Consider the following 19,510-nt stretch of genomic DNA (forward strand, 5'->3'; position numbering starts at 1 on the left):
CTCAGTAGCCGTGGTCCGCGTGGTCCGTCAGTAGCCGTGGTCCGCGTGGTCCGTCAGTAGCCGTGGTCCGCGTGGTCCGTCAGTAGCCGTGGTCCGTCAGTAGCCGTCGTGGCGGTCGTCGCGGAGTTGCCTGCGCAGCTCGCGGCCGTCGGCGCGCAGCTGCCGGCCGATCTCGCGCCAGTCGTCGCCGTGCAGCTTCCGCCAGTGCTCGCGCCAGGCCGCGAACCCGCGCTGCAGCGGCTTGGCCTGCGCATCGCCGATCACCTTGACGTCGCCCATCACCGCGTACGCCTTCACCCGCACCACGGGCACGTTCGTGCCCGGGGCCCCCTCCAGGACGTCGACCTTCTTGTCGCCCATGATCGCCACGCCGTCCAGGTCCACGTTGACCCCGTCGGGCACGATGATCTTGACGTCGCCCATCACGGAGACGGCGAGGATGTCCACCTCGTCCGTGCGGACCTCGGCCTCGCGCAGGTCGAGCAGCACGTCGCCCATCACGGCCACCGCACCGAGCTCCTGGTCGATGCGCCAGGTGCCGCGGCGCTTGGAGTCGCCCATGACGCCGACGAACCACCGCCGCTTCCTGCCTGACTTGACGGGCGCCGGCGACGGCGCGGTCATGCCGGCGGACGGCAGGTCCTGCGTGAGCAGGGCCAGCTCGGCGTGGGTGGTCGCGGTGTAGGCGGCCTCCGTGCGGTCGGTCAGCTCGGCGAGGGTGAGCCGCCCCTCCACCGAGGCGACACGGAGCTGCTCGACGACGGCCTCGCGCTCGGCGTCCGACGCGCGGACCCCACCGGGATCAGTCATAGACGCAACATATCGCGTCTTTGCCGCCGTGAAGCTCCTCCTTTGGTAGGAATCCGTACGACGTTCGATCCATGCGCGTCCGGCATGGGCGGTGAACCCGTTCGCGGCCGGGCCGCGTACCACCTCATGACACGGGGCCCTGGCATGGTCCGGGGCGCGGCCGGTCCAGGCTAGGGTCCCTGTCATGCATGAGGAACAGCTCTACCGCGCGGCGTTGAACGGCGATACCGAGACCGTGGGCAAGCTCCTCGCGAGCGGCGCCGATCCCAACCGGCCCAGCGAGCCCGCGGAGGAAGGCGGAGAGGGCGGGCTGCCCCTGTGCGCGGCCGCCGCCTGGGACCGCACCGAGGTGGCCGAGGCGTTGCTCGCGGCCGGCGCCGAGGTCGGCGCCCGTGAGGCCGGCGGCTGGACCGCCCTGCTCTGGGCCGCCGCCAACGGCCACGCCTCCGTCGCCCGGGTGCTGATCGAGGCGGGGGCGGAGGTCGACGCCACCAACGACGACGGCGACACCCCGCTCACGCTGGCCGCCAGGCGCGGCGCGCTGGGCGTCGTGCGCGAGTTGCTGGAGGCCGGGGCCGACCCGCAGAAGTTCGACGGCGACGGCGACACCCCGCTCGAGATCGCCGTCGACTGGGTGGGCGTGCACCTGGAGAGCGCCCTGCTCGACCAGATCGAGCAGGAGAGCTGGGAGTACGTCGTGACCCGCCAGTACGCCAAGGACGGCACCGAGCTGGTCACCGTCTCCGGGCGTTCGCCCGACGGCTCGCAGACCGAGGAGGTGCAGGCCCAGCGCGGCCACGCCGCCGTCGCGACCCTCCTGGAGGAGGCCGTCGACGTCCAGCCGCCGGTCGAGCGGCTGGTGGCGCGGGCACTGGCCCACCGCGACATCGACGAGGACGCCGAGACGTGGTGGATCGTGGCCGACGCGCTCGCCAAGCGAGCCGACGAGGCCACGTACGAGGTCCTCGCCCGGCTGTGCGTGAGCGAGGACGCGAGGGAGCGGGAGTTCGGGGTCGACGCGATCGCCCAGTTCGGGTTCGCCGAAGACGAGAAGCCCTACCTCGAGCGCACGCTGCCGTTGCTGCAGAAGATGGTGACCACGGAGGCCGATCCGCAGGTGCTGCGCTCGGTGCTGGCCGCGCTCGGCCACCAGGGCGATCCGCGGGCGCTGCCGTACGTGCTCGACCTGATCGGGCGGCCCGGCCGCAAGCGCACGGTCACCGACCCGATCGCGCTGGCCGACGTGCTGCCGCCGGACCACGAGGAGGGCCTGGCGCTGCTCATCTCGATGACGACGGACGACGACGCCGAGATCCGCGACTGGGCCACCGCCGGGCTCGCCGGGCTCGCCGCCGACACGCCCCGCATCAGGGAGGCCCTCGCGGCCCGGCTGGCCGACTCCGACCTGCGCACGGTCGCCGAGGCCACCCGCGGCCTCGCGATCCGCGGCGACGACCGGGCCGGCCGGGGCGCGGAGCGCGTGCTGGCGGAGAGCGACGACGACTACGCCAGGGGCCTCGTCACCCCGACCGCGGCGGGCTGAGCGCTTCAGTCGCCGTTCAGGACGCGGACGACCCAGTCGAGGGTGCCCGTGCTCAGGGCCTCCTCGGCCAGGCGTTTGCCGGTCGCGGTGGTGATCGCGGCGAGCGAGCTGTCGATCCAGCCCTGGACGTTGCGGTGACCCTGCTCGCGGTATTCGACGGCCTGGATGAGGCACTCCAGTTTGTCGGCGTCGCGGGCGCAGACGGCTTCGAGGCTGGTCTTCTCCTCGTACTCGGCGACCGCGTCGCTCACCATGTCGGCCACCGCCGCCGGTACGCCCCGCACCTGGTCGGCGGTGACGTCCTCGTTGGAGGCCGCCTTGAGGTAGCGCTTGCCGATGTACGGGATGTCGGTGATGCGGGTTTCCTGGGTGTCGTGGAACAGGGCCATGAACGCCGCCCGCTGCGGATCGCCGCCCTCCAGCCTGGCGATCACCGCCGCGATGACGGCCGCGCGGAACGAGTGCTCGGCGATGCTCTCGGGGTCGCGTACGCCCGCGACCAGCCATCCCGTCCGCTTGTACCGCTTGAGCAGCCCGAACTCGTACAGCAGCCCTGCCAGACCCGTCACGTCATCCGCCACGAGGACCCCCTCTCGTCATGGCGCAGAGCCTAGACGACGGTTTCCGCCGCCGCCGTGCCCCGCCCGGCTGTCGGGGGATGCCGTGACCGGTCGGCCGGTCACGGCATCCCCCGTCATGTTCCGTCCGCGCGGCGAGCGGTTCACGCCCGGCCGCCGCGCACCGGGCTAGCGCCCGGAGTATTCGTCGTCGCCGTAGGTGTTCGGCTCGACGGTGTATGCGTCGTCGGCGTAGGTGTTCGGCTCGTCGGTGATCACTTCGCCGTCGTCGTCGAAATAGATGTCGCGGACGATGGTGTTGTCCGGCTCGGCGTCATCGCGGAAGGGCCACCAGTCGTCGCGCTTCCAGCCGCCGCCGTCCCCTCCATCCCGCTTGTCCCACTTCCACTTGTCCTCGTCCCGCTTCTTGTCGTCCCGCTTCTTGTCGTCGACCACCGGTTCTTCGTCGGCAACGGGCTCCTCGCCGACCACCGGCGGCGCCTCGACGACCACGGGCCTGTCGTGCCTGTCGTGGCGGTGGTGCTGCTCCTTGCGGCGCTTGTTCTCGTTGATGTTGTGGATCTCGACCTCGTAGAAGGTGCGGGACCAGCGGGGGCCCCACGCGCATTTACGGCCGCAGCGGAGCAGCGGCTTCTCACCGGAGACATACCCGGGGCCAGTCTGGACGACGGCTGCGCCTGCGCTCGCGCCGGCGACCCCCTGGCCGGGAAGGAGGGTGAAGCCGGCGGCGGCGACGGCCACAGCCAGCCCTGCGATACGCCCGCGACGCGACGTATGCATACGTGTGGATTTTGCGTGCATTATTTCCGTCCATGGGTAGAGAAACCCGAAATCCGATGCTCATTTTCTAGGAGCACTCGGACATGATCAGACGTACCCATACGCAGAATCCCATTTACCTCCACGAACCCAAACAACCCGTCAAATCATTAGCGTTCGCCGGAGGTGTGATTAAACGATTATTTGATCCATGTTTGCGGCTTCTCCGTTGATACCGGACATCAGTCGTCGATCGCCGCGTACGCCGACGTCCAGAAGTCGCGGATCACCTTCGGCGCGCTGGGCGAGGTGAAGGCGACCTGGGTCATCACGACGCCGATCATCTCCTCCGCCGGGTCGGTGCAGGCGGAGGTGCCGAGGCCGCCGCTCCACCCGAACCGGCCGGGCCGCGTGGCCAGGTCGTCCCGGTCGCCGTCCACGGCCAGGCAGAAGCCCCAGCCGCCGGAGCCGAAGAACACCTCGTTGCCCGCCTTCTGCTCCGGCGTGAGGTGGTCGCGGGTCATCAGCTCGACCGCGGGCCGCGACAGCAGGCGCCCGCCGTCGTGGCGCCCCTTGTGCAGGAGCATGCGGCAGAAGGCCAGGTAGTCGTCGGCGGTGGACAGCAGGCTCGGTCCGCCACCGCCCGACGGGAAGGCCGGGGGACGGTCCCACGCGCCGTCGCGCGGATGGGGCCGCGGCAGCGGCGCCCCGGTGGCCGGATCGGGCGCGTACGAGCCCGCCAGCCGGCCGAGCTCACCGGTGGGCAGGTGGAACCCGGTGTCGCGCATGCCGAGCGGCTCGAGGACCCGCTCGCGCAGGAACGCGTCGAAAGGCCGCCCCGAGGCCCGCGCGACCAGCACGCCGAGCACGTCGGCCGCGGTGTGGTACATCCAGCCCGCTCCCGGCTGGTGGGCGAGCGGCAGCGCGCCGAGCCGTTTGATCCACTCGTCCGGCCCGCAGCCCGGCCCGTCGGCCCCGGCCGTCAGCCCCGCCTCGTCCATCGCGCGCTGGATCGGATACGCGCCCGGCGGCGCCATGACGACGCCGAAGCCCGCCCGGAAGGTCAGCAGGTCGCGTACGGTGATGGGCCGCGCGGCGGGGACCGTGTCGTCGAGCGGCCCGTCCACGCGCCGCAGCACCCGCCGCCCGGACAGCTCGGGCAGCAGGTCGTCGACCGGGTCGTCCAGGCGCAGCCGGCACTCCTCGACGAGGATCATGGCGGCGACGGCGGTGATCGGCTTGCCCATGGACGCGATGCGGAAGACGGTGTCACGCCGCATCGGCGCGCCTCCGCCGGCCTGCGCGGCGCCGGCCGTGGTGACGTGCGTCTCGCCGCGGCGGTGGACGAGCGCCACCACCCCCGGTACGTCGCCGCGCTCCACGGCGGCGCCCAGCACGTCGCGCATCCGGTCCAGCCGCGCCGGGGAGAGTCCGCTCGGGCTCATCGAAGCTCCTTTTCGTCGGGTTCGTGAGGACAGACTCTCCGGCGGGCGGAAACTCATCGGCGGAATCCGCTTTTCCCCGCGTTTACTTATCCCGAAAAAGCGCCATACTCGAAATTCGTCCGATTTGCGGGACTAAGGGCCGGAAAAAGCGGGTGCCGTGGTGAGGACGTCCTGGGCGAGCGAATGGTCGCCCTCGACTTCGGCGGGGAAATCCTCCGGGTCTCCCCTGCCGCCCAGCAGGAAGCAGAATCGCACCACGTCGGCCGTGATGCGGACGTCCGGCTCCCCCGGCTCGGTGTCGGCCACGCCGAGGGCGACACGCCACTCGCCGCCGCCCGGGCCGGTCAGCGTGAGGTGCAGGGTGTGTCCCGCCCCGTCGAGACCGGAGAAGAGCATCGTCCAGGGCAGCAGGCGGGCGCACAGGTCGGCCGTCGGGCGGATGTGCTCGGGGACGGGGTCGGGCAGGCGGATCTCGGCCACCCGCGCCGCGTCGGCCGCGTGGATCCACGTCTCCAGCCCGCGGGCCAGGATGTGGTCGCGCACCGCGAACTCCAGCCCGTCCAGCGTGGCCGGGGTGGTGGGCGGCAGCGCCGCCAGGTGACGGCACAGGGCGTCCGCCTGCGCCCGCCAGTCGCGACGCGTCTGCTCGGGGCTGCGCGCCCGCTCGTACGCCTGCACGTCGCCCGTCCGGCCCAGCGAGTCGGCGGCGCCCATCGGCGGGCCCAGCACGGGGGCGCCGACGGAGGCGGCCACCAGCCCGTCCGTGGCGGCCAGATGGGCGACCAGTTCCTGGAGCGTCCAGCCCTCGACGATGACGCGCGCCCAGTCGTCGTCCACGGCCGAGGCCAGCAGCGCGTCCATGGCGGCCACCCGGCCGGCGTACGGCTGCGCCCAGTCCGCGGTGGGGGCCGCGGGCCTGCGCCGCGCCCGGGCCCCGGCCAGCAGCTGGGGCCGCAGCGAGTGGGCCGGCACCGCCGCGTCCTCCATCATCGCGTCCAGGTAGAGACGCTCGACGGGATCCATCACACCTCCTCCTGAGCACGCACGGACGCCGGGCCCGCGTAGGGCAAGCCGGCGCCCATCACACTTCCTCCTCGGCCAGCGCGTCGGCCAGGCGCCGCAGCGCCAGCCGGATGCGCGACTTGGCCGTGCCCTCCGGCACGCCGAGCTCCTCGCCGACCTGCCGGTAGGTCCTGCCGCCGAAATAGGCCAGCTCGACCGCCTGCCGTAAGCCGTCGGGTAACGCGCTCACCGCCTGCCGCACCCGCTCGGCCTCGTCGGCGGCGAGCACGGTGTCCTCCAGCCTGACAGGCTCGCGCTCGAACAGCCTGGGCCCGATCACCGACACCCTGCGCCGCTCCTCGGCCCGTACGTGGTCGACCGCGCGGCGGTGCGCGATCGTGGCCAGCCAGGCGCGCAGCGTGCCGCGGTCCGGGTCGTAGGCGAGCGGGCGTTCCCAGAAGAGCAGGAACACCTCCTGCGTGATGTCCTCCGCGATCACCCGGTCCCTGGTGACCCGCAGGGAGAGACCGAAGATCAACGGGGAGAGCCGGTCGTAGACCTCCCCCAGCGCGGACTCGTCGCCGCCGACCACCCGCTGATGCAGCAGGCGGTCGTCGTACGGTGCCTCCACTGGCACCACGCTCCCGTGTCTTCGGTCCATGGCGGCTCAGCCGCATGTCCGCCGCATGTCACTGTTCGCACCAAATGTAGAGCGGGATGACCGTCCAGGGACACGTCCGAGTAGGGATAGTGTCGAAAGTCGACATACGGAGGGGAACACATAGCCATGGCCACCACCCGCACCGCCACCACTCAATGGAAGGGCGCCCTGCTCGACGGCTCGGGCACCGTCTCGCTCGACACGTCCGGGGCCGGCACGTTCGACGTCTCCTGGCCGTCCCGTGCCGAGTCGGCGAACGGCAAGACCTCGCCCGAGGAGCTCATCGCCGCCGCCCACTCGTCCTGCTTCTCGATGGCGCTCTCGCACGCGCTGGCCGGCGCCGGCACGCCGCCGGAGTCGCTGCGGACGAGCGCCGACGTGACGTTCCAGCCGGGCGAGGGCATCACCGGCATCGTGCTGACCGTGCGGGGCCGGGTGCCCGGCATCACGGCCGAGCAGTTCCAGCGGGCCGCCGAGGACGCCAAGGCCAACTGCCCCGTCAGCCAGGCCCTGGCCGGCACGAGCATCAGCCTCAAGGCGGAGTTGCTCTGACCTTGTCCTGCGGTCGTCTTTCGAAGAGCGTTCGGGTTAACAAGAGACCAAGAGCGTGTTCGCGTGCGACAATCGGGTCACATGCGTGAGGTCTGGCCGGGCGAGCCCTATCCACTCGGCGCCACCTGGGATGGCGTGGGCACCAGTTTCGCGGTGTTCTCAGAGGTCGCCGAGCGGGTCGAGCTGTGCCTTTTCGACGATGACGGCTCCGAGGAGCGCATCGAGCTGCCCGAGGTCGACGGGTTCGTCTGGCATGGCTACCTGCCGGGCATCCAGCCGGGGCAGCGTTACGGCTACCGCATGCACGGGCCGTACGAGCCGTCCCAGGGTCACCGGTGCAACCCGGCCAAGCTGCTGCTCGACCCGTACGCCAAGGCGATCGACGGGGATCTGACCTGGAACCAGGCGCTGTTCCCCTACTACTTCACCGATCCGAGCCGGCGCAACACCGAGGACAGCGCGCCCTACATGCCGAAGAACGTGGTCGTCAACCCGTTCTTCGAGTGGGGCAACGACCGGCCGCCGCGCACCCCGTACCACCAGACCGTCATCTACGAGGCCCACGTGCGCGGGCTCACGATGCGCCACCCCGACGTGCCGCCCGACCTGCGGGGCACGTACGCCGGAGTGGGGCATCCGGCGATCATCGAGCACCTGCTGTCGCTGGGCGTGACGGCGGTCGAGCTCATGCCGGTGCACCACTACATCCCCGAGCACTTCCTGGTGGCCCGCGGGCTGACCAACTACTGGGGCTACAACACCATGGCCTACCTCGCCCCCCACGGGGGCTACTCCAGCGCGGGCACGCGCGGCCAGCAGGTGCTGGAGTTCAAGGCCATGGTGCGGGCGCTGCACGAGGCCGGCATCGAGGTCATCCTCGACGTGGTCTACAACCACACGGCCGAGGGCGACCACATGGGGCCGACGCTGGGGTTCAGGGGCATCGACAACAGCGCCTACTACCGCCTGCACGACGGCGACCGGCGCTACTACCTCGACTACACCGGCTGCGGCAACTCGCTCAACGTCCGCTCCCCGCACGCGCTGCAACTCATCATGGACTCCCTGCGCTACTGGGTGCTGGAGATGCACGTCGACGGCTTCCGCTTCGACCTGGCCTCGGCGCTGGCCAGGGAGCTGCACGACGTCGACCGGCTGAGCGCGTTCTTCGACCTGATCCAGCAGGATCCGGTGATCTCGCAGGTCAAGCTGATCGCCGAGCCGTGGGACGTCGGGCCGGGCGGCTACCAGGTCGGGAACTTCCCGCCCCTGTGGACGGAGTGGAACGGCAAATATCGCGACATCGTGCGAGATTTCTGGAGAGGTACGCATTCGGCTCTGCCCGAGTTCGCCTCCCGCCTGACCGGCTCGGCCGACCTGTACGAGTCCTCCGGCCGCCGCCCGGTCGCCTCGATCAACTTCGTCACCTGCCACGACGGGTTCACGCTCAACGACCTGGTCTCGTACGACCACAAGCACAACGAGGCCAACGGCGAGGACAACCGCGACGGCACCAACGACAACCGCTCGTGGAACTGCGGCGCGGAGGGCCCCGTCGAGGACCCGCAGATCGTCACGCTCCGCCGCCGCCAGCGGCGCAACTTCCTGGCCACCCTGTTCCTGTCGCAGGGCGTGCCCATGCTCTCCCACGGTGACGAGCTGGGCCGCACCCAGCGCGGCAACAACAACGCCTACTGCCAGGACAACGAGCTGGCCTGGGTCGACTGGTCGCTGCTGTACACCGAGTCGGATCTGCTGGAGTTCGTCAGGGCGCTGTCCAAGCTGCGCGGCGAGCACCCGGTCTTCCAGCGCCGCCGCTTCTTCCACGGCCGCAACCCCGACAGCGGCAAGCGCGACATCGTCTGGCTCACCCCCGGCGGGCGCGAGATGACGGCGAGCGACTGGCACATCAGCTACGCCAAGTCGCTGATGGTCTACTTCAACGGCGAGGCGATCACCGAGCCGGGGCCGCGCGGCGAGCGCATCGTCGACGACTCGTTCCTGCTGCTGATCAACGCCCATCACGAGAGCCTGGCGTTCACGCTGCCGGGCGAGGAGTTCGGCACGGGGTGGCTGCCGGTCCTCGACACCACCCGCGAGACGGTGGAGGACGCCTTCGCCGACGAACAGTGGCGGGCGGGCGACGTCGTCGCCGTCACCGCCCGTTCCCTGCAACTCCTGCGCCAGCCCCGCAAGGCCGCCCGGCCCAGCCCGTCCTGAGCCTCGGCGGGCGCCGCGCGGCGCGGTGCTCGATCCGGCGCTCGATCATCCGCCTCGGCCTGTCGCGCGAGGAGGCGGCCGATCCGGTCAGCCGGCCGGTCGCCGCGTTCGCCTTCCACCCGTCATGGCCGGCGCGCCGCTGAACGGCGTTGCCGCTAGATGACGTGGGCCGCGCTGGCGGTGAGGAACACCAGCGTGAACGTCGCCACCCCGGCCAGGCCGTGCAGCGTCACCGCGAGCACCGGGAACCGGCGCGCGGCCGTCCCGTGCCGGCCCGTCCCGAGCCACCGCGTGGACATCGTGAAGCCCAGCAGCGCGGCCGCCGCCAGCCCGCCGAACGCCGCCCAGACCAGCGCCCGGCTCCCCGTGGCGAGGCCGGCCGCCCAGCACGCCAGCGCTGACACCGCCAGCGCCGGATGGGAGAAGACCAGCGCCGACGGGAAACGGGTGACCTTGGTCCGGCGCGGACCGCCGTGCGGCAACCAGAAGGAGAGCAGATAGACCCCCGCGAGCACGGCGATCGTCCCTGTGAGGGCGGTTACCAGGCCCATTGTGCCTCCCAGTCAGTCCCCATCCCTCTTGTCACGTTAAGCGGAGAATCGCCCGTACGTCCGGAGATACGGAAAAGCGGTATCTGCCGGCGGATGGGATGTCGGTGGCGTGTGCCAAGGTAGAGGAGTGCGGCGCATCTATCCCGACATACAGGACAACCCAGACATCGTGCAGGCGTACGCCTACCCTGACGACCGGCCGTGGCTGCGGCTCAACATGGTCGCCAGCGCCGACGGCGCGGCCTGGCTCGACGGGCGTTCGGGAGGGCTGTCGAGCAAGGGCGACAAGCGGATCTTCCAGACCCTGCGCGGGCTGGCCGACGTGGTGGTCGCCGGCGGCGCGACCGTGCGCAAGGAGGGCTACGGCCCGGTTCCGCCGCGTGCGTCGTGGGCCGAGCTCCGCCGGGGGCGGCCCGAGGTGCCGCCCATCGCGGTGATCTCCCGCAGCCTCGCGCTCGACCTCGACGGGCCGCTGTTCACCGACGCCCCGAGCCGCACGATCGTCATCACCTGCGAGCACGCGCCGATCGACCGGCGCAGGCTGGCGGCCGAGCGGTCCGACCTGATCGTGGCCGGTGACGAGTGCGTCGACATGAAGCTCGCCGTCGCCGGGCTCCACGAGCGCGGGCTGACCAGGGTGCTGTGCGAGGGCGGGCCCCGCCTCAACGCCCAGCTGTCGGCCTGCGACCTGGTCGACGAGCTGTGCCTGTCGATCAGCCCGTTGCTGGTCGGAGGCGACGCGGCGCGCATCCAGAACGGCGAGCACGCGACGGTGCCACTGAATCTCAGCCAGGTGCTGGAGGAGGAGGGGGTCCTCTTCTGCACGTACACGAGGGAGCGCAGCGATGACCGAGCCGACGACGCAGTCTGAGCACGCCGCCACACCGGACGACATGCCGCCCGTGGACGTGCCGGGCGTGGACGTGCCGGGCGTGGACGTGCCGGGCGTGGAGGAAGAACCGGAGCCGGTGCCCAACCTGCCGGTGCGGCCGCCGGTGCCGCCGATGCTGGCCAAGCCGGTCAAGGCCATGCCCAAGCAGGACGGCACGCTCTTCTACGAGCCCAAGTGGGACGGCTTCCGCTGCATCGTGTTCCGTGACGGCGACGAGGTCTATCTCGGCAGCCGCAAGGAGCGCCCGTTCACGCGCTACTTCCCCGAGCTGGTCGAGGCGGTCAGGGCGGAGCTGCCGGACAAATGCGTGGTCGACGGCGAGATCGTGCTGCCCATGGGGTCGCAGCTCGACTTCGACGCGCTGCAGCAGCGCATCCACCCGGCCAAGTCGCGGGTGACGATGTTGTCGGAGCGCACACCCGCGCAGTTCGTCGCCTTCGACCTGCTGGCGCTGGGCGACGAGTCGCTGATGGAGCTGCCGTTCGCCGAGCGGCGGGCGCGGCTGGAGGGCCTGTTCCCGGAGAAGGGCGGCTCGATCCGGCTGACCCCGGTGACGACCAGCGACGCGCAGGCTGCCGAGTGGTTCGACGCGTTCGAGGGTGCGGGGCTCGACGGCATCATCGTCAAGCCGGGCGACCAGCCGTACGTCCCCGACAAGCGCACGATGTTCAAGGTCAAGCACGAGCGCACGGCCGACGTCGTGGTCTGCGGCTACCGCGAGCACAAGTCGGGCCCGGTCGTGGGCTCACTGCTGCTCGGCCTCTACGGCGACGACGGGCGGCTGCACCACGTGGGCGTGGCGGCGTCGTTCCCGATGAAGCGCCGGGCCGAGCTGGTCGAGGAGGTCAAGCCGTACCTCGCGGAGCTGAGCGAGCACCCCTGGGGCCACTGGGCCGAGCAGGCGGCGGCCACCGCCGGTCAGCCGGCCGCCGGGCCGGCGACGGGCGGGCAGCGGGTGCCGGGCGCGGTGTCGCGGTGGAACGCCAAGAAGGACCTGTCGTTCATCCCGCTGCGGCCGGAGCTGGTGATGGAGGTGGCCTACGACCAGATGGAGGGCGACCGGTTCCGGCACACGGCGCAGTTCCGGCGGTGGCGGCCCGACCGCACGCCCGAATCATGCACGTATGAGCAGTTGGAGCGTCCGGTGAGTTACAACCTTGACGACATCCTTGCCCGGTAGCTCACCATGGCGTTATATCTCGACATGTGACTACTGGTGATGAGCTCAAGGCTGCCGTGTCCGCCCGCCGCGACCTCGGGCCCGCATTCGAGGACGCCGTCGTGGAGTCGTTCCTCGACAAGATGGGCCAGGAGATCGACCGCCGGGTGGACGAGCGCCTGGCCGCCGCGCCCAAGGCAGGGAAGGCGGCGGCCGGCGGCCCGAACCATGCTCAGCGGCTGGCCCTGGCGATCGTCTCGCTCTCGCTCGGCATGGTCTCCACGCTCGTGCTCACCATCCTCGGCGAAGGGCACATGTCGGCGCTGATCCCCATCTGGGTCGCCATCTTCGTGCTCAACGCGATCTTCAACGGGTCGAAGGGCCGCGACTAGGCGAGCCAGATGAGGCCGGCGAAGCGGCCGCCCGGCTGTTCGCGGCGGTGGGAGTAGAGCTCCTGCGACTCGATCGTGCAGCGCGCGTCGTGGCGCACGTCGGCCAGCCCCGCCGCGCGCAGCTGCGCCTCGATGCCGGCTCTCAGGTCGAGCGCGGGCGTGCCCCACGACGTCGTCGACCACGTCTGCGGCACCTTCGAGGCCACCCGCCCGCGCAGGTCGGCGGGCACCTCGTAGCAGCGGCCGCACGCGCCCGGGCCGATCAGCGCGACCATGCGCCCCGGCTGCGCGCCCTTGGCCGCCATGGCCTCCACCAGCACCGTCGCGATGCCCGCCGCCGTGCCGGGGCGGCCGGAGTGGGCGGCGCCGACCATGCGCGCCACCGGGTCGGCCACGAGCACGGCGGGGCAGTCGGCGCCGAGCGAGGCGAGGGCCAGCTTCGGCTCGGTGGTGAACACCCCGTCGAGCGGGGGCGGATCGTCGCCGAACGGCTCGCTCACGTACGCGACCTCGGCGCTGTGGACCTGGCGCATGAACACCACGGCCCGCACGCCCAGCTCGGCGGCCACGCCCGCGCGGTTGGCGCGCACGGCGGCCGGGTCGTCGCCGACCATGCCGCCGAGGTTGCGAGAGCCGTACGGAGGGGCGCTGACCCCTCCGTGACGATCGGTGATGGCGACGTGGACGCCGGGGGCCAGCTGCATGCCCCCGATCCTAGGACACCTCAGCGGCCCTGCCAGGCGACCCTCTCCTTGGCCAGGAACGCGGGCACGGCCGCGTGGAAGTCGGCGCTGCCGAAGACCTCGGCCACGATGTCGTCGCCGTCCGGCAGGCCGGCCACCCGCAGCCGTCTGACGGCCTCCTTGGCCGCCCACATCGACAGCGGCGCGTGCGACAGCAGCCGCTCCTCCACCTCGGCCTGGCGAGCGGGCAGGTCGCCCGGCTCGCACAGCTCGGCGGTGAACCCGGCCGCGTGCGCCTCCTCCCCCGTGTAGAGGCGGGCCCGCAGCAGCATGTCGAGGGTCCGCGCGGGGCCGAGGTGGTGCACGAGCAGCGAGTACGTGTTCATCGACAGGCAGTTGCCGAGCGTCCGCGCGATCGGCGCCCCGAAGCGGGCCTCCGGCACGGCCAGCCGCAGGTCGCACGCGGCCGCCAGGATCAGGCCGGCGCCCACGCAGTAGCCCTGGACGACGGCCAGGGTGGGCACCCTGACGCGTTCGAGCCGGTCGACGACGCGCTGGATGCGGCGTTCGTAGGCGACGCCGTCGGCGCCGTCGGTGAACGCGGCGAACTGGGAGATGTCGGTGCCCGACACGAACGCCCGCTCCCCGGCGCCCGACAGGACGAGCAGCCGGATGCCGGGGTCGGCGTCGGCACGTTCGCAGGCGTCGTACAGGCCGTCCCGCATGACCCAGGTCAGGGCGTTGTGGCGGGCGGGCCGGTTGAACACGACCCGCAGCACGGGTCCGTCGGCGGTCACGAGTAAATCGCTCACATGATCTCCTTTCCCTTCCATGCTGCCCGTTCCGGCCTAGCGTGGATCACATGCGACGACGAGGAGGGACCCGATGACGAGCCTTGCCGACCTGCACGCCCTGATGGAGCGCCTCGGCCACCCGGTGGCCAGGGCCGCGGCCGAGTCCGCCGCCCGTTTCGCCGACGGGGCGCCGTACCGGTTCGAGATCCCCAGCGTCGAGGGGCCCGCCGTGCTGGAGGCCGTGGTGGCGGAGGCGGACCGGCTCGGCGTGCCGGTCGCCCGCACCTCGCAGGGCAGCGGCGTGATGATGCTGACCGACGACGAGATCCGGCGCATGGCGCGGATCGGGGCAGAGCGCGACATCGAGGTCAACCTGTTCCTGGGGCCGCGCGCCGCCTGGGACACCGGCGGCCAGGCCAAGCTCACCCAGGCCGTGGGCGCGGCGGCGCGGGGCAACGCGATGGTCGCGGCGTGCGTGGCCGACGCGCTGCGGGCTTGCACGCTCGGCATCCGCAGCCTGCTCGTCGGCGACCTCGGCGCGCTGGAGGTGCTGCGCACGCTGAAGGAGGACGGCACGCTGCCGGCCGGTCTCGTGCTGAAGACGTCGGTGCTGATGCCGCTGACGAACGGCCCGACGGCCGCGATCTACGAACGCCTCGGCGCGACCACCTTGAACGTGGGCACCGACCTGACGATCCCGCACCTGGCGGAGATCCGGGCCGCGACCGGGCTGCCGATCGACCTCTACCTGGAGGTGCCCGACGACCAGGGCGGGTTCGTCCGCTTCTACGAGGCGGCGGAGATCGTCCGGGCCGCCGCTCCCGTCTACCTGAAGATGGGCCTGCGCAACGCGCCCAACATCTATCCCTCCGGCGGTCACCTCGGCGCGGTGCCGCAGGAGCTCGGCCGCGAGCGGGTGCGCCGGGCCGCGCTGGCGCAGCGCCTGATCGAGCAGCTCGACCCAGGGCTGGGCAAGCCGTCCCCGGCGTCGGACGCCGGGGTTCCCGAAATCTAGACGTCCCGGCTTCTCCAGGCGTGCAGGTCTCCAGGCGTGCAGGTCTCCAGGCGTGCAGGTCTCCAGGCGTGCAGGTCTCCAGGCGTGCAGGTCTCCAGGCGTGCAGGTCTCTAGGTGTGCAGGCGGTGGACCGTGAGCGGGCCGCCGCCCCAGCGCCCGATCGCCTCCTCGTCGGCGAAGGCGAGCACGCGCATCATGTTGCCGCCGTCGCTGCGGTCGACGTTGCGGCGCAGCCGCTTGCTCAGGTCGGGGGGCAGCGCGGTGGTGCCGGCCTCGATCGTGTCCCCGTAGTGGGGGGCGAAGGCGACGCCCGCGAATCCGGTACGGGCCAGCAGCGTGGGCACGGTCTTCGAGGAGTAGAACATCAGGTGGTTCTTGGTGAACCCGCTCCACTTCGGCCCGTACGCCTTCAGCAGCAGCGACTGTGCGTTCACGGTGAGGATGAGCAGCACGCCGCCGGGCGCGAGCAGGCTCCTGAACTTCCTGAAGTCCTCCAGCGGCCTGGGCAGGTGCGCGAGCACCGACCAGAGCGTGATCACGTCGAAGCCGCCGGCGGCGATCTCGGGCACGTCCTCGGGCGCGCCGAAGTAGGTGCGCGCCCGGCTGAGCCGCTGGTTGGCCTGCTCGACCGACTCGGGCGACAGATCCACGCCGTACGCGTCGAAGCCGCGCCGCTCGGCCAGCTCCAGGAAGAGCCCGACGCCGGAGCCGAAGTCGAGCAGCCGGCGTTCCTTGCCCTCGTCGAAGACCGGCGAGAACGCCTTCATCGTCAGGTCGTAGCGGCGCTGCCGGTTGGCGGCGTACTTGCCGCTCAGGAAGTTGCTGTAGCCGGAGGCGTACAGGTCGCCGAGGCGTTCCGGCCGCACGTTCGGGTTGCGGTAGAGGAAGCCGCAGGAGGGGCAGCGGACGACGTGGTAGCGCCAGCCCTTGCCCGTGCCGCCGGTCGGCTCGAAGAGCGGCTGCTGCCGGGACTCCCCGCACATCATGCAGCTGAGGAACTCCTCGATCTCGCCGAGCGTCCGCAGCCTCTGGTACTCCTCCAGCGTCATCACCGGCGCCCGCCGGATCAGCCGCTGCCACTGCGCCTCACGGATGAGCCGCTCCCCTGGCCGGACGTACACCCGCTGTCCCCACGGGACACGGTCGTAACGGGAGCCGTACGCCAGTCTGCCGAGCCATCTGTATGCCATCGCCACCACCCTGCGACCGGTTGTGCCCCTGCGCTATTGCGACTATGCGTCACCGTTCGGGCGCTTTACGTGATGTTTGGGGTACGCGCCATCTGTCCGACTGTAGGCGAGAAATTTGAGCAAGCATACGCTTGGTTTCGGTCGTCGGCTCCGACCGTGGACGCCTGGCCGAAAGGCTGTTCTTGTCGGCGATTCCGTCGGATAGATTTACCGGTCATGAGCGAGTGGATCACGGACCGTCCCGAGCTGTCCGAGGAGGCCGCCCACTCCCGCGCCTCCGTGCTGCGCAGCCGCGCAGAGTCGTACATCGCGCTGGGCCGGCACGACGCGGCGATCGCGGACCTGACCGAGTCGATCGCGCTGGTGCCGGACAACGCCCGCGCCTGGCGGCTGCGCGGCGAGAGCCACCGCGTCACCGGGCGGCACGACGCCGCGCTCGAGGACTTCGACGAGGCCCTGAAGCTGGAGCCGGACAGCGCGTACGCCCTCGGCTCGCGCGGGCAGACGTACGCGGCCATGGGCCGGCTGGAGGAGGCCATGGACGACTTCGAGCACGCGCTCACCCTCTCCCCCGACTCGCTGTGGATCCTGGAGGCCAAGGCCGACGCGCTGGCCGACCTCGACCGGCTGGACGAGGCCCTGGAGACGCACACCAAGATCATCGCGCTGGACGAGAGCCTGGCGTACTCGTGGGTGGCGCGCGGCGACCTCTACCAGCGGATGCAGCTCTATCCCGAGGCCGTCGACGACTACGCCAGAGCCCTGGAGGCCGAGCCGGACCACGTACGGGCGCTGAGCAGGCGGGGCGAGGCGCTGCGCATGCTCGACCGCTACGAGGAGGCACTGGCGGACCTGAACCGGGCCCTGGAGCTCGACCCGGGCAACGACCGCGCGCTCGGCAGCCGAGGCGCGGTGCTGAGCGAGCTGGGCGACAACGAGGCCGCGCTGGCCGACCTCGACAAGGCGACCGAGCTCGACCCGGAGTACATCTGGGCCTACCGGGTGCGCGGCGAGATCCTGCAGGAGCTCGACCGGCACGAGGAGGCCGTCTCCGACTTCACCCGGGCTCTGCACCTGCAGTTCGGCGACTGATCCCGGCCAGCCACTCGAGGGCCGCCGGGGCCGCGCGCATGGCCGAGATGTGGCCGTCGCCGGGCAGGAGGCGGAGCTCGGCCGACGGGCAGCGGCCGGCCAGCCACCCGCCGTGCGCGCTGGGCACGACCCTGTCCTGGTCACCGTGCATGATCAGCACCGGGGCCGTCACCTCGGCGGGGTCGCCGCCCCACGGGGCGACGTAGGCCAGGTCGTCGTCGATCTGCCCGCCGGGGCCGCCGGCCTGCGCGGCCGCCACGACCTCGCCGAACCAGGACCAGTCTCCCTCCAGCGCGGCATGGTCTTCGGGGGTGAACATCTCCGGGTCGTACGCGGCCGCCGCCTGGTGGCGCTCCAGCTCGGCCCGTCCCCGCAGGGCGGCGCGGAACCCGGCCGCGCCGGAGGCGTACATCCCCGTGAACCAGTCGAGGCCCTCGGCCGCGTACGGCGCCGGCGCGGACACGCTGACGGCGGCCGTCACCCGCTCACGCAGCAGGGCGGCACAGGCCAGGGCATGCGCACCCCCACCGGAGTGCCCCATGACGGCGAAACGCCCGATCCCCAGCGCGTCGGCGACCCGCTCACCCAGAACCGCCGCGGATCCCGCCCTCCGCCCCGGCCACCGCGTGGACCCGCCGTAACCAGGCCGGTCATAGGACACCCACCGCAGGCCGAGCTGCACGGCCATGTCCGCCAACGGCTCCGGCGGCGCCCCGACGTTGGGTGTCCCGTGGTGCCAGAGCACCGCCGGCAGCCCGTCATCCCCCGGAGCGGCATCGTAGGCATGCACGCTGCGCCCATCCCCAAGCGCCACCTCGAACTCTCGCACCCGGACCTCCGACTCCCACTCGCCGTCCCTGGCGACCCTAGACAACGCCGCCGACAAAACCGCGCCACAAACCCCTGTCCGCGAGAGGCCCCGAAGTCTCCCCGCCCCATACGCCGACCCCCGGAAGGTTCCCGTCCGAGCGGAAGCATCGAGCACGAGCGAGCCCTTTGCGCCGGCAGGCGAGCGACGGCCCGCTCGCCACAAGCGCGATCACGGAACGACGCCGGCAGCCGTCCCGCCACGTGTCTTTCCGGCCCTGCCGGCGCGTTTGGCTGTGGCGCATCGTGGCAGGGGAGATATCACGACAAAGGGGGACAAAAGGAATGAGTAATCCACAACAGCCAGAGCTTCGCAGGTCCGGCAAGGCCAGCACCGACTCCAAATCCGCGGACGCCGCCCGCGAGACCAAGGGAGCCGCCAAGCGCGCCGCCGCCCACCCGCACGGCACGGACAAGGGCGGCAAGGGCGGAGGCAAGGGCGGAGGCGTGCCGCCGGCCCAGCGACCGAACCATCCGGGGTGAAGAGCGTGAAGGGAAGCCTGCAGTTCATCGGGAACGCGACGACGCTGATCCGCTACTGCGGCATCACCCTGCTGACGGATCCGAACTTCCTGCACCAGGGGCAACGCGCGTACCTCGGCTACGGCCTGACCTCACGCCGCCTGCACGACCCCGCGGTGGAGATCGAGGACCTGCCGGTCATCGACGCGGTGGTCCTCTCGCACCTGCACGGTGACCACTGGGACCGCGTGGCGCGCAAGGGCCTCGACAAGGACACGCCGGTCATCACCACCACCTCGGCGGCGGGCAAGCTGCGCAGGCGCGGCTTCCGGCGCAGCGTCGGGCTGGAGAACTGGCAGCAGCACGAGCTGCGCGGCCCCGGCGGCACGGTGACGATCACCGCCCTGCCCGCCAAGCACGCGCCCGGCCCGATCGCGGGGCTGTTGCCGCCGGTGATCGGCACGATGCTGGAGTTCTGCGGCCAGGAGGGGCTGGTGGAGCTGCGCATGCTGATCAGCGGCGACACGCTGCTCGACCGCCGCCTGGACTCGATCCCGCGCCGCTTCCCCGACATCGACCTGGCGCTCGTGCACCTGGGCGGCACCAAGCTGCTCGGCTCGCTGCTCGTCACCATGGACGGCCGGCAGGGCGCCGGATGGGTGGACCTGATGAACCCGCACGCGGTCGTGCCGATCCACTACGACGACTACACGGTCTTCAGCTCACCGCTGGACGACTTCCGCCGGCACATCGAGCAGGCCGGCCTGGCCGACCGGGTCGTCTGTCTGGAACGGGGCGAGACCCGCGAACTCGCGCCGCACCGCCTCGTCAGACACTGACCCG

At 71.5% G+C, this 19,510-nt stretch carries 21 protein-coding genes; 10 read left to right on the plus strand and 11 right to left on the minus strand.

Annotated elements, in window-relative coordinates:
* Positions 1–96: 96 nt before the first annotated feature.
* Positions 97–810, minus strand: a complete 714-nt coding sequence (locus ACIBP6_RS26820; protein ID WP_397056403.1) for a DUF1707 SHOCT-like domain-containing protein — start codon at positions 808–810, stop codon at positions 97–99.
* A gap of 184 nt (positions 811–994) precedes the next feature.
* Here ACIBP6_RS26820 and ACIBP6_RS26825 point away from each other — a divergent pair, with 184 nt between their 5' ends.
* Complete coding sequence (locus ACIBP6_RS26825; protein WP_397056405.1) at positions 995–2,353, plus strand: ankyrin repeat domain-containing protein; 1,359 nt, start codon at positions 995–997, stop codon at positions 2,351–2,353.
* A 5-nt stretch (positions 2,354–2,358) separates the two neighbouring features.
* On the opposite strand, the gene ACIBP6_RS26830 is transcribed toward ACIBP6_RS26825, so the two are convergent.
* From ACIBP6_RS26830 to ACIBP6_RS26850, 5 genes are all read right to left on the minus strand, one after another.
* The gene (locus tag ACIBP6_RS26830) at positions 2,359–2,934 is read right to left on the minus strand and encodes an HD domain-containing protein (protein ID WP_132610930.1); all 576 of its coding nucleotides are present in this window, start codon (positions 2,932–2,934) and stop codon (positions 2,359–2,361) included.
* Between the two features lie 165 nt (positions 2,935–3,099).
* Entirely contained in the window at positions 3,100–3,672 is a 573-nt protein-coding gene (locus ACIBP6_RS26835; protein ID WP_397056407.1) for a hypothetical protein, read from the minus strand.
* A gap of 260 nt (positions 3,673–3,932) precedes the next feature.
* Positions 3,933–5,135 carry a serine hydrolase domain-containing protein gene (locus ACIBP6_RS26840; RefSeq protein WP_397056409.1) on the minus strand — a complete coding sequence of 401 codons (1,203 nt, stop codon included), beginning with the start codon at positions 5,133–5,135 and terminating at the stop codon, positions 3,933–3,935.
* Between the two features lie 132 nt (positions 5,136–5,267).
* Complete coding sequence (locus ACIBP6_RS26845) at positions 5,268–6,158, minus strand: maleylpyruvate isomerase family mycothiol-dependent enzyme (protein WP_397056411.1); 891 nt, start codon at positions 6,156–6,158, stop codon at positions 5,268–5,270.
* Positions 6,159–6,216: 58 nt separating this feature from the next.
* Positions 6,217–6,768 (minus strand): sigma-70 family RNA polymerase sigma factor, encoded by a 552-nt coding sequence (locus ACIBP6_RS26850; RefSeq protein WP_397056413.1) that lies wholly within the window; start codon positions 6,766–6,768, stop codon positions 6,217–6,219.
* A gap of 156 nt (positions 6,769–6,924) precedes the next feature.
* On the opposite strand from ACIBP6_RS26850, the gene ACIBP6_RS26855 reads away from it, so the two are divergent.
* Both ACIBP6_RS26855 and glgX read left to right on the plus strand, forming a co-directional pair.
* A complete protein-coding gene (locus tag ACIBP6_RS26855) occupies positions 6,925–7,350 on the plus strand; it encodes an OsmC family protein (RefSeq protein WP_132610940.1) in 426 nt (141 codons plus the stop codon).
* Positions 7,351–7,431: 81 nt separating this feature from the next.
* Entirely contained in the window at positions 7,432–9,570 is a 2,139-nt protein-coding gene (gene glgX, locus ACIBP6_RS26860) for a glycogen debranching protein GlgX (protein ID WP_397056415.1), read from the plus strand.
* A gap of 155 nt (positions 9,571–9,725) precedes the next feature.
* Here the strand turns inward: glgX and ACIBP6_RS26865 are convergent, their stop codons facing one another.
* Entirely contained in the window at positions 9,726–10,121 is a 396-nt protein-coding gene (locus ACIBP6_RS26865; RefSeq protein WP_397056417.1) for a hypothetical protein, read from the minus strand.
* Between the two features lie 127 nt (positions 10,122–10,248).
* Here ACIBP6_RS26865 and ACIBP6_RS26870 point away from each other — a divergent pair, with 127 nt between their 5' ends.
* From ACIBP6_RS26870 to ACIBP6_RS26880, 3 genes are read left to right on the plus strand one after another with little or no spacing between them, the layout of a single operon-like run.
* Complete coding sequence (locus tag ACIBP6_RS26870; protein WP_132610952.1) at positions 10,249–10,992, plus strand: pyrimidine reductase family protein; 744 nt, start codon at positions 10,249–10,251, stop codon at positions 10,990–10,992.
* Complete coding sequence (locus tag ACIBP6_RS26875) at positions 10,967–12,193, plus strand: ATP-dependent DNA ligase (RefSeq protein ID WP_397056419.1); 1,227 nt, start codon at positions 10,967–10,969, stop codon at positions 12,191–12,193. The genes ACIBP6_RS26870 and ACIBP6_RS26875 overlap by 26 nt, the downstream gene beginning before the upstream one ends.
* A 26-nt stretch (positions 12,194–12,219) precedes the next feature.
* Complete coding sequence (locus ACIBP6_RS26880) at positions 12,220–12,564, plus strand: hypothetical protein (protein WP_397056421.1); 345 nt, start codon at positions 12,220–12,222, stop codon at positions 12,562–12,564.
* Here the strand turns inward: ACIBP6_RS26880 and pgeF are convergent.
* On the minus strand, positions 12,561–13,268 hold the full coding sequence (pgeF, locus tag ACIBP6_RS26885) for a peptidoglycan editing factor PgeF (protein WP_397056423.1): 708 nt from the start codon (positions 13,266–13,268) through the stop codon (positions 12,561–12,563). The two genes, ACIBP6_RS26880 and pgeF, sit on opposite strands and share 4 nt — an antisense overlap.
* Before the next feature lie 20 nt (positions 13,269–13,288).
* Positions 13,289–14,059 (minus strand): enoyl-CoA hydratase/isomerase family protein, encoded by a 771-nt coding sequence (locus ACIBP6_RS26890; protein ID WP_397056425.1) that lies wholly within the window; start codon positions 14,057–14,059, stop codon positions 13,289–13,291.
* A 73-nt stretch (positions 14,060–14,132) separates the two neighbouring features.
* Here ACIBP6_RS26890 and ACIBP6_RS26895 point away from each other — a divergent pair, with 73 nt between their 5' ends.
* On the plus strand, positions 14,133–15,056 hold the full coding sequence (locus ACIBP6_RS26895) for a hypothetical protein (RefSeq protein WP_397056427.1): 924 nt from the start codon (positions 14,133–14,135) through the stop codon (positions 15,054–15,056).
* Between the two features lie 110 nt (positions 15,057–15,166).
* Here ACIBP6_RS26895 and ACIBP6_RS26900 read toward each other — a convergent pair whose 3' ends face one another.
* Positions 15,167–16,246, minus strand: a complete 1,080-nt coding sequence (locus ACIBP6_RS26900) for a class I SAM-dependent methyltransferase (protein WP_397056429.1) — start codon at positions 16,244–16,246, stop codon at positions 15,167–15,169.
* Between the two features lie 216 nt (positions 16,247–16,462).
* On the opposite strand from ACIBP6_RS26900, the gene ACIBP6_RS26905 reads away from it, so the two are divergent.
* A complete protein-coding gene (locus ACIBP6_RS26905) occupies positions 16,463–17,338 on the plus strand; it encodes a tetratricopeptide repeat protein (protein WP_165969672.1) in 876 nt (291 codons plus the stop codon).
* Here ACIBP6_RS26905 and ACIBP6_RS26910 read toward each other — a convergent pair.
* Positions 17,304–18,128 (minus strand): alpha/beta fold hydrolase, encoded by an 825-nt coding sequence (locus ACIBP6_RS26910; RefSeq protein WP_397056431.1) that lies wholly within the window; start codon positions 18,126–18,128, stop codon positions 17,304–17,306. The genes ACIBP6_RS26905 and ACIBP6_RS26910 overlap by 35 nt on opposite strands.
* 362 nt (positions 18,129–18,490) lie before the next feature.
* On the opposite strand from ACIBP6_RS26910, the gene ACIBP6_RS26915 reads away from it, so the two are divergent.
* A complete protein-coding gene (locus ACIBP6_RS26915; protein ID WP_397056433.1) occupies positions 18,491–18,688 on the plus strand; it encodes a hypothetical protein in 198 nt (65 codons plus the stop codon).
* 5 nt (positions 18,689–18,693) lie between these two features.
* Positions 18,694–19,506 (plus strand): MBL fold metallo-hydrolase, encoded by an 813-nt coding sequence (locus tag ACIBP6_RS26920; protein WP_397056434.1) that lies wholly within the window; start codon positions 18,694–18,696, stop codon positions 19,504–19,506.
* Positions 19,507–19,510 lie beyond the last annotated feature (4 nt).

Source organism: Nonomuraea terrae (genome assembly GCF_044465245.1).
Taxonomy (GTDB): Bacteria; Actinomycetota; Actinomycetes; order Streptosporangiales; family Streptosporangiaceae; genus Nonomuraea; species Nonomuraea terrae.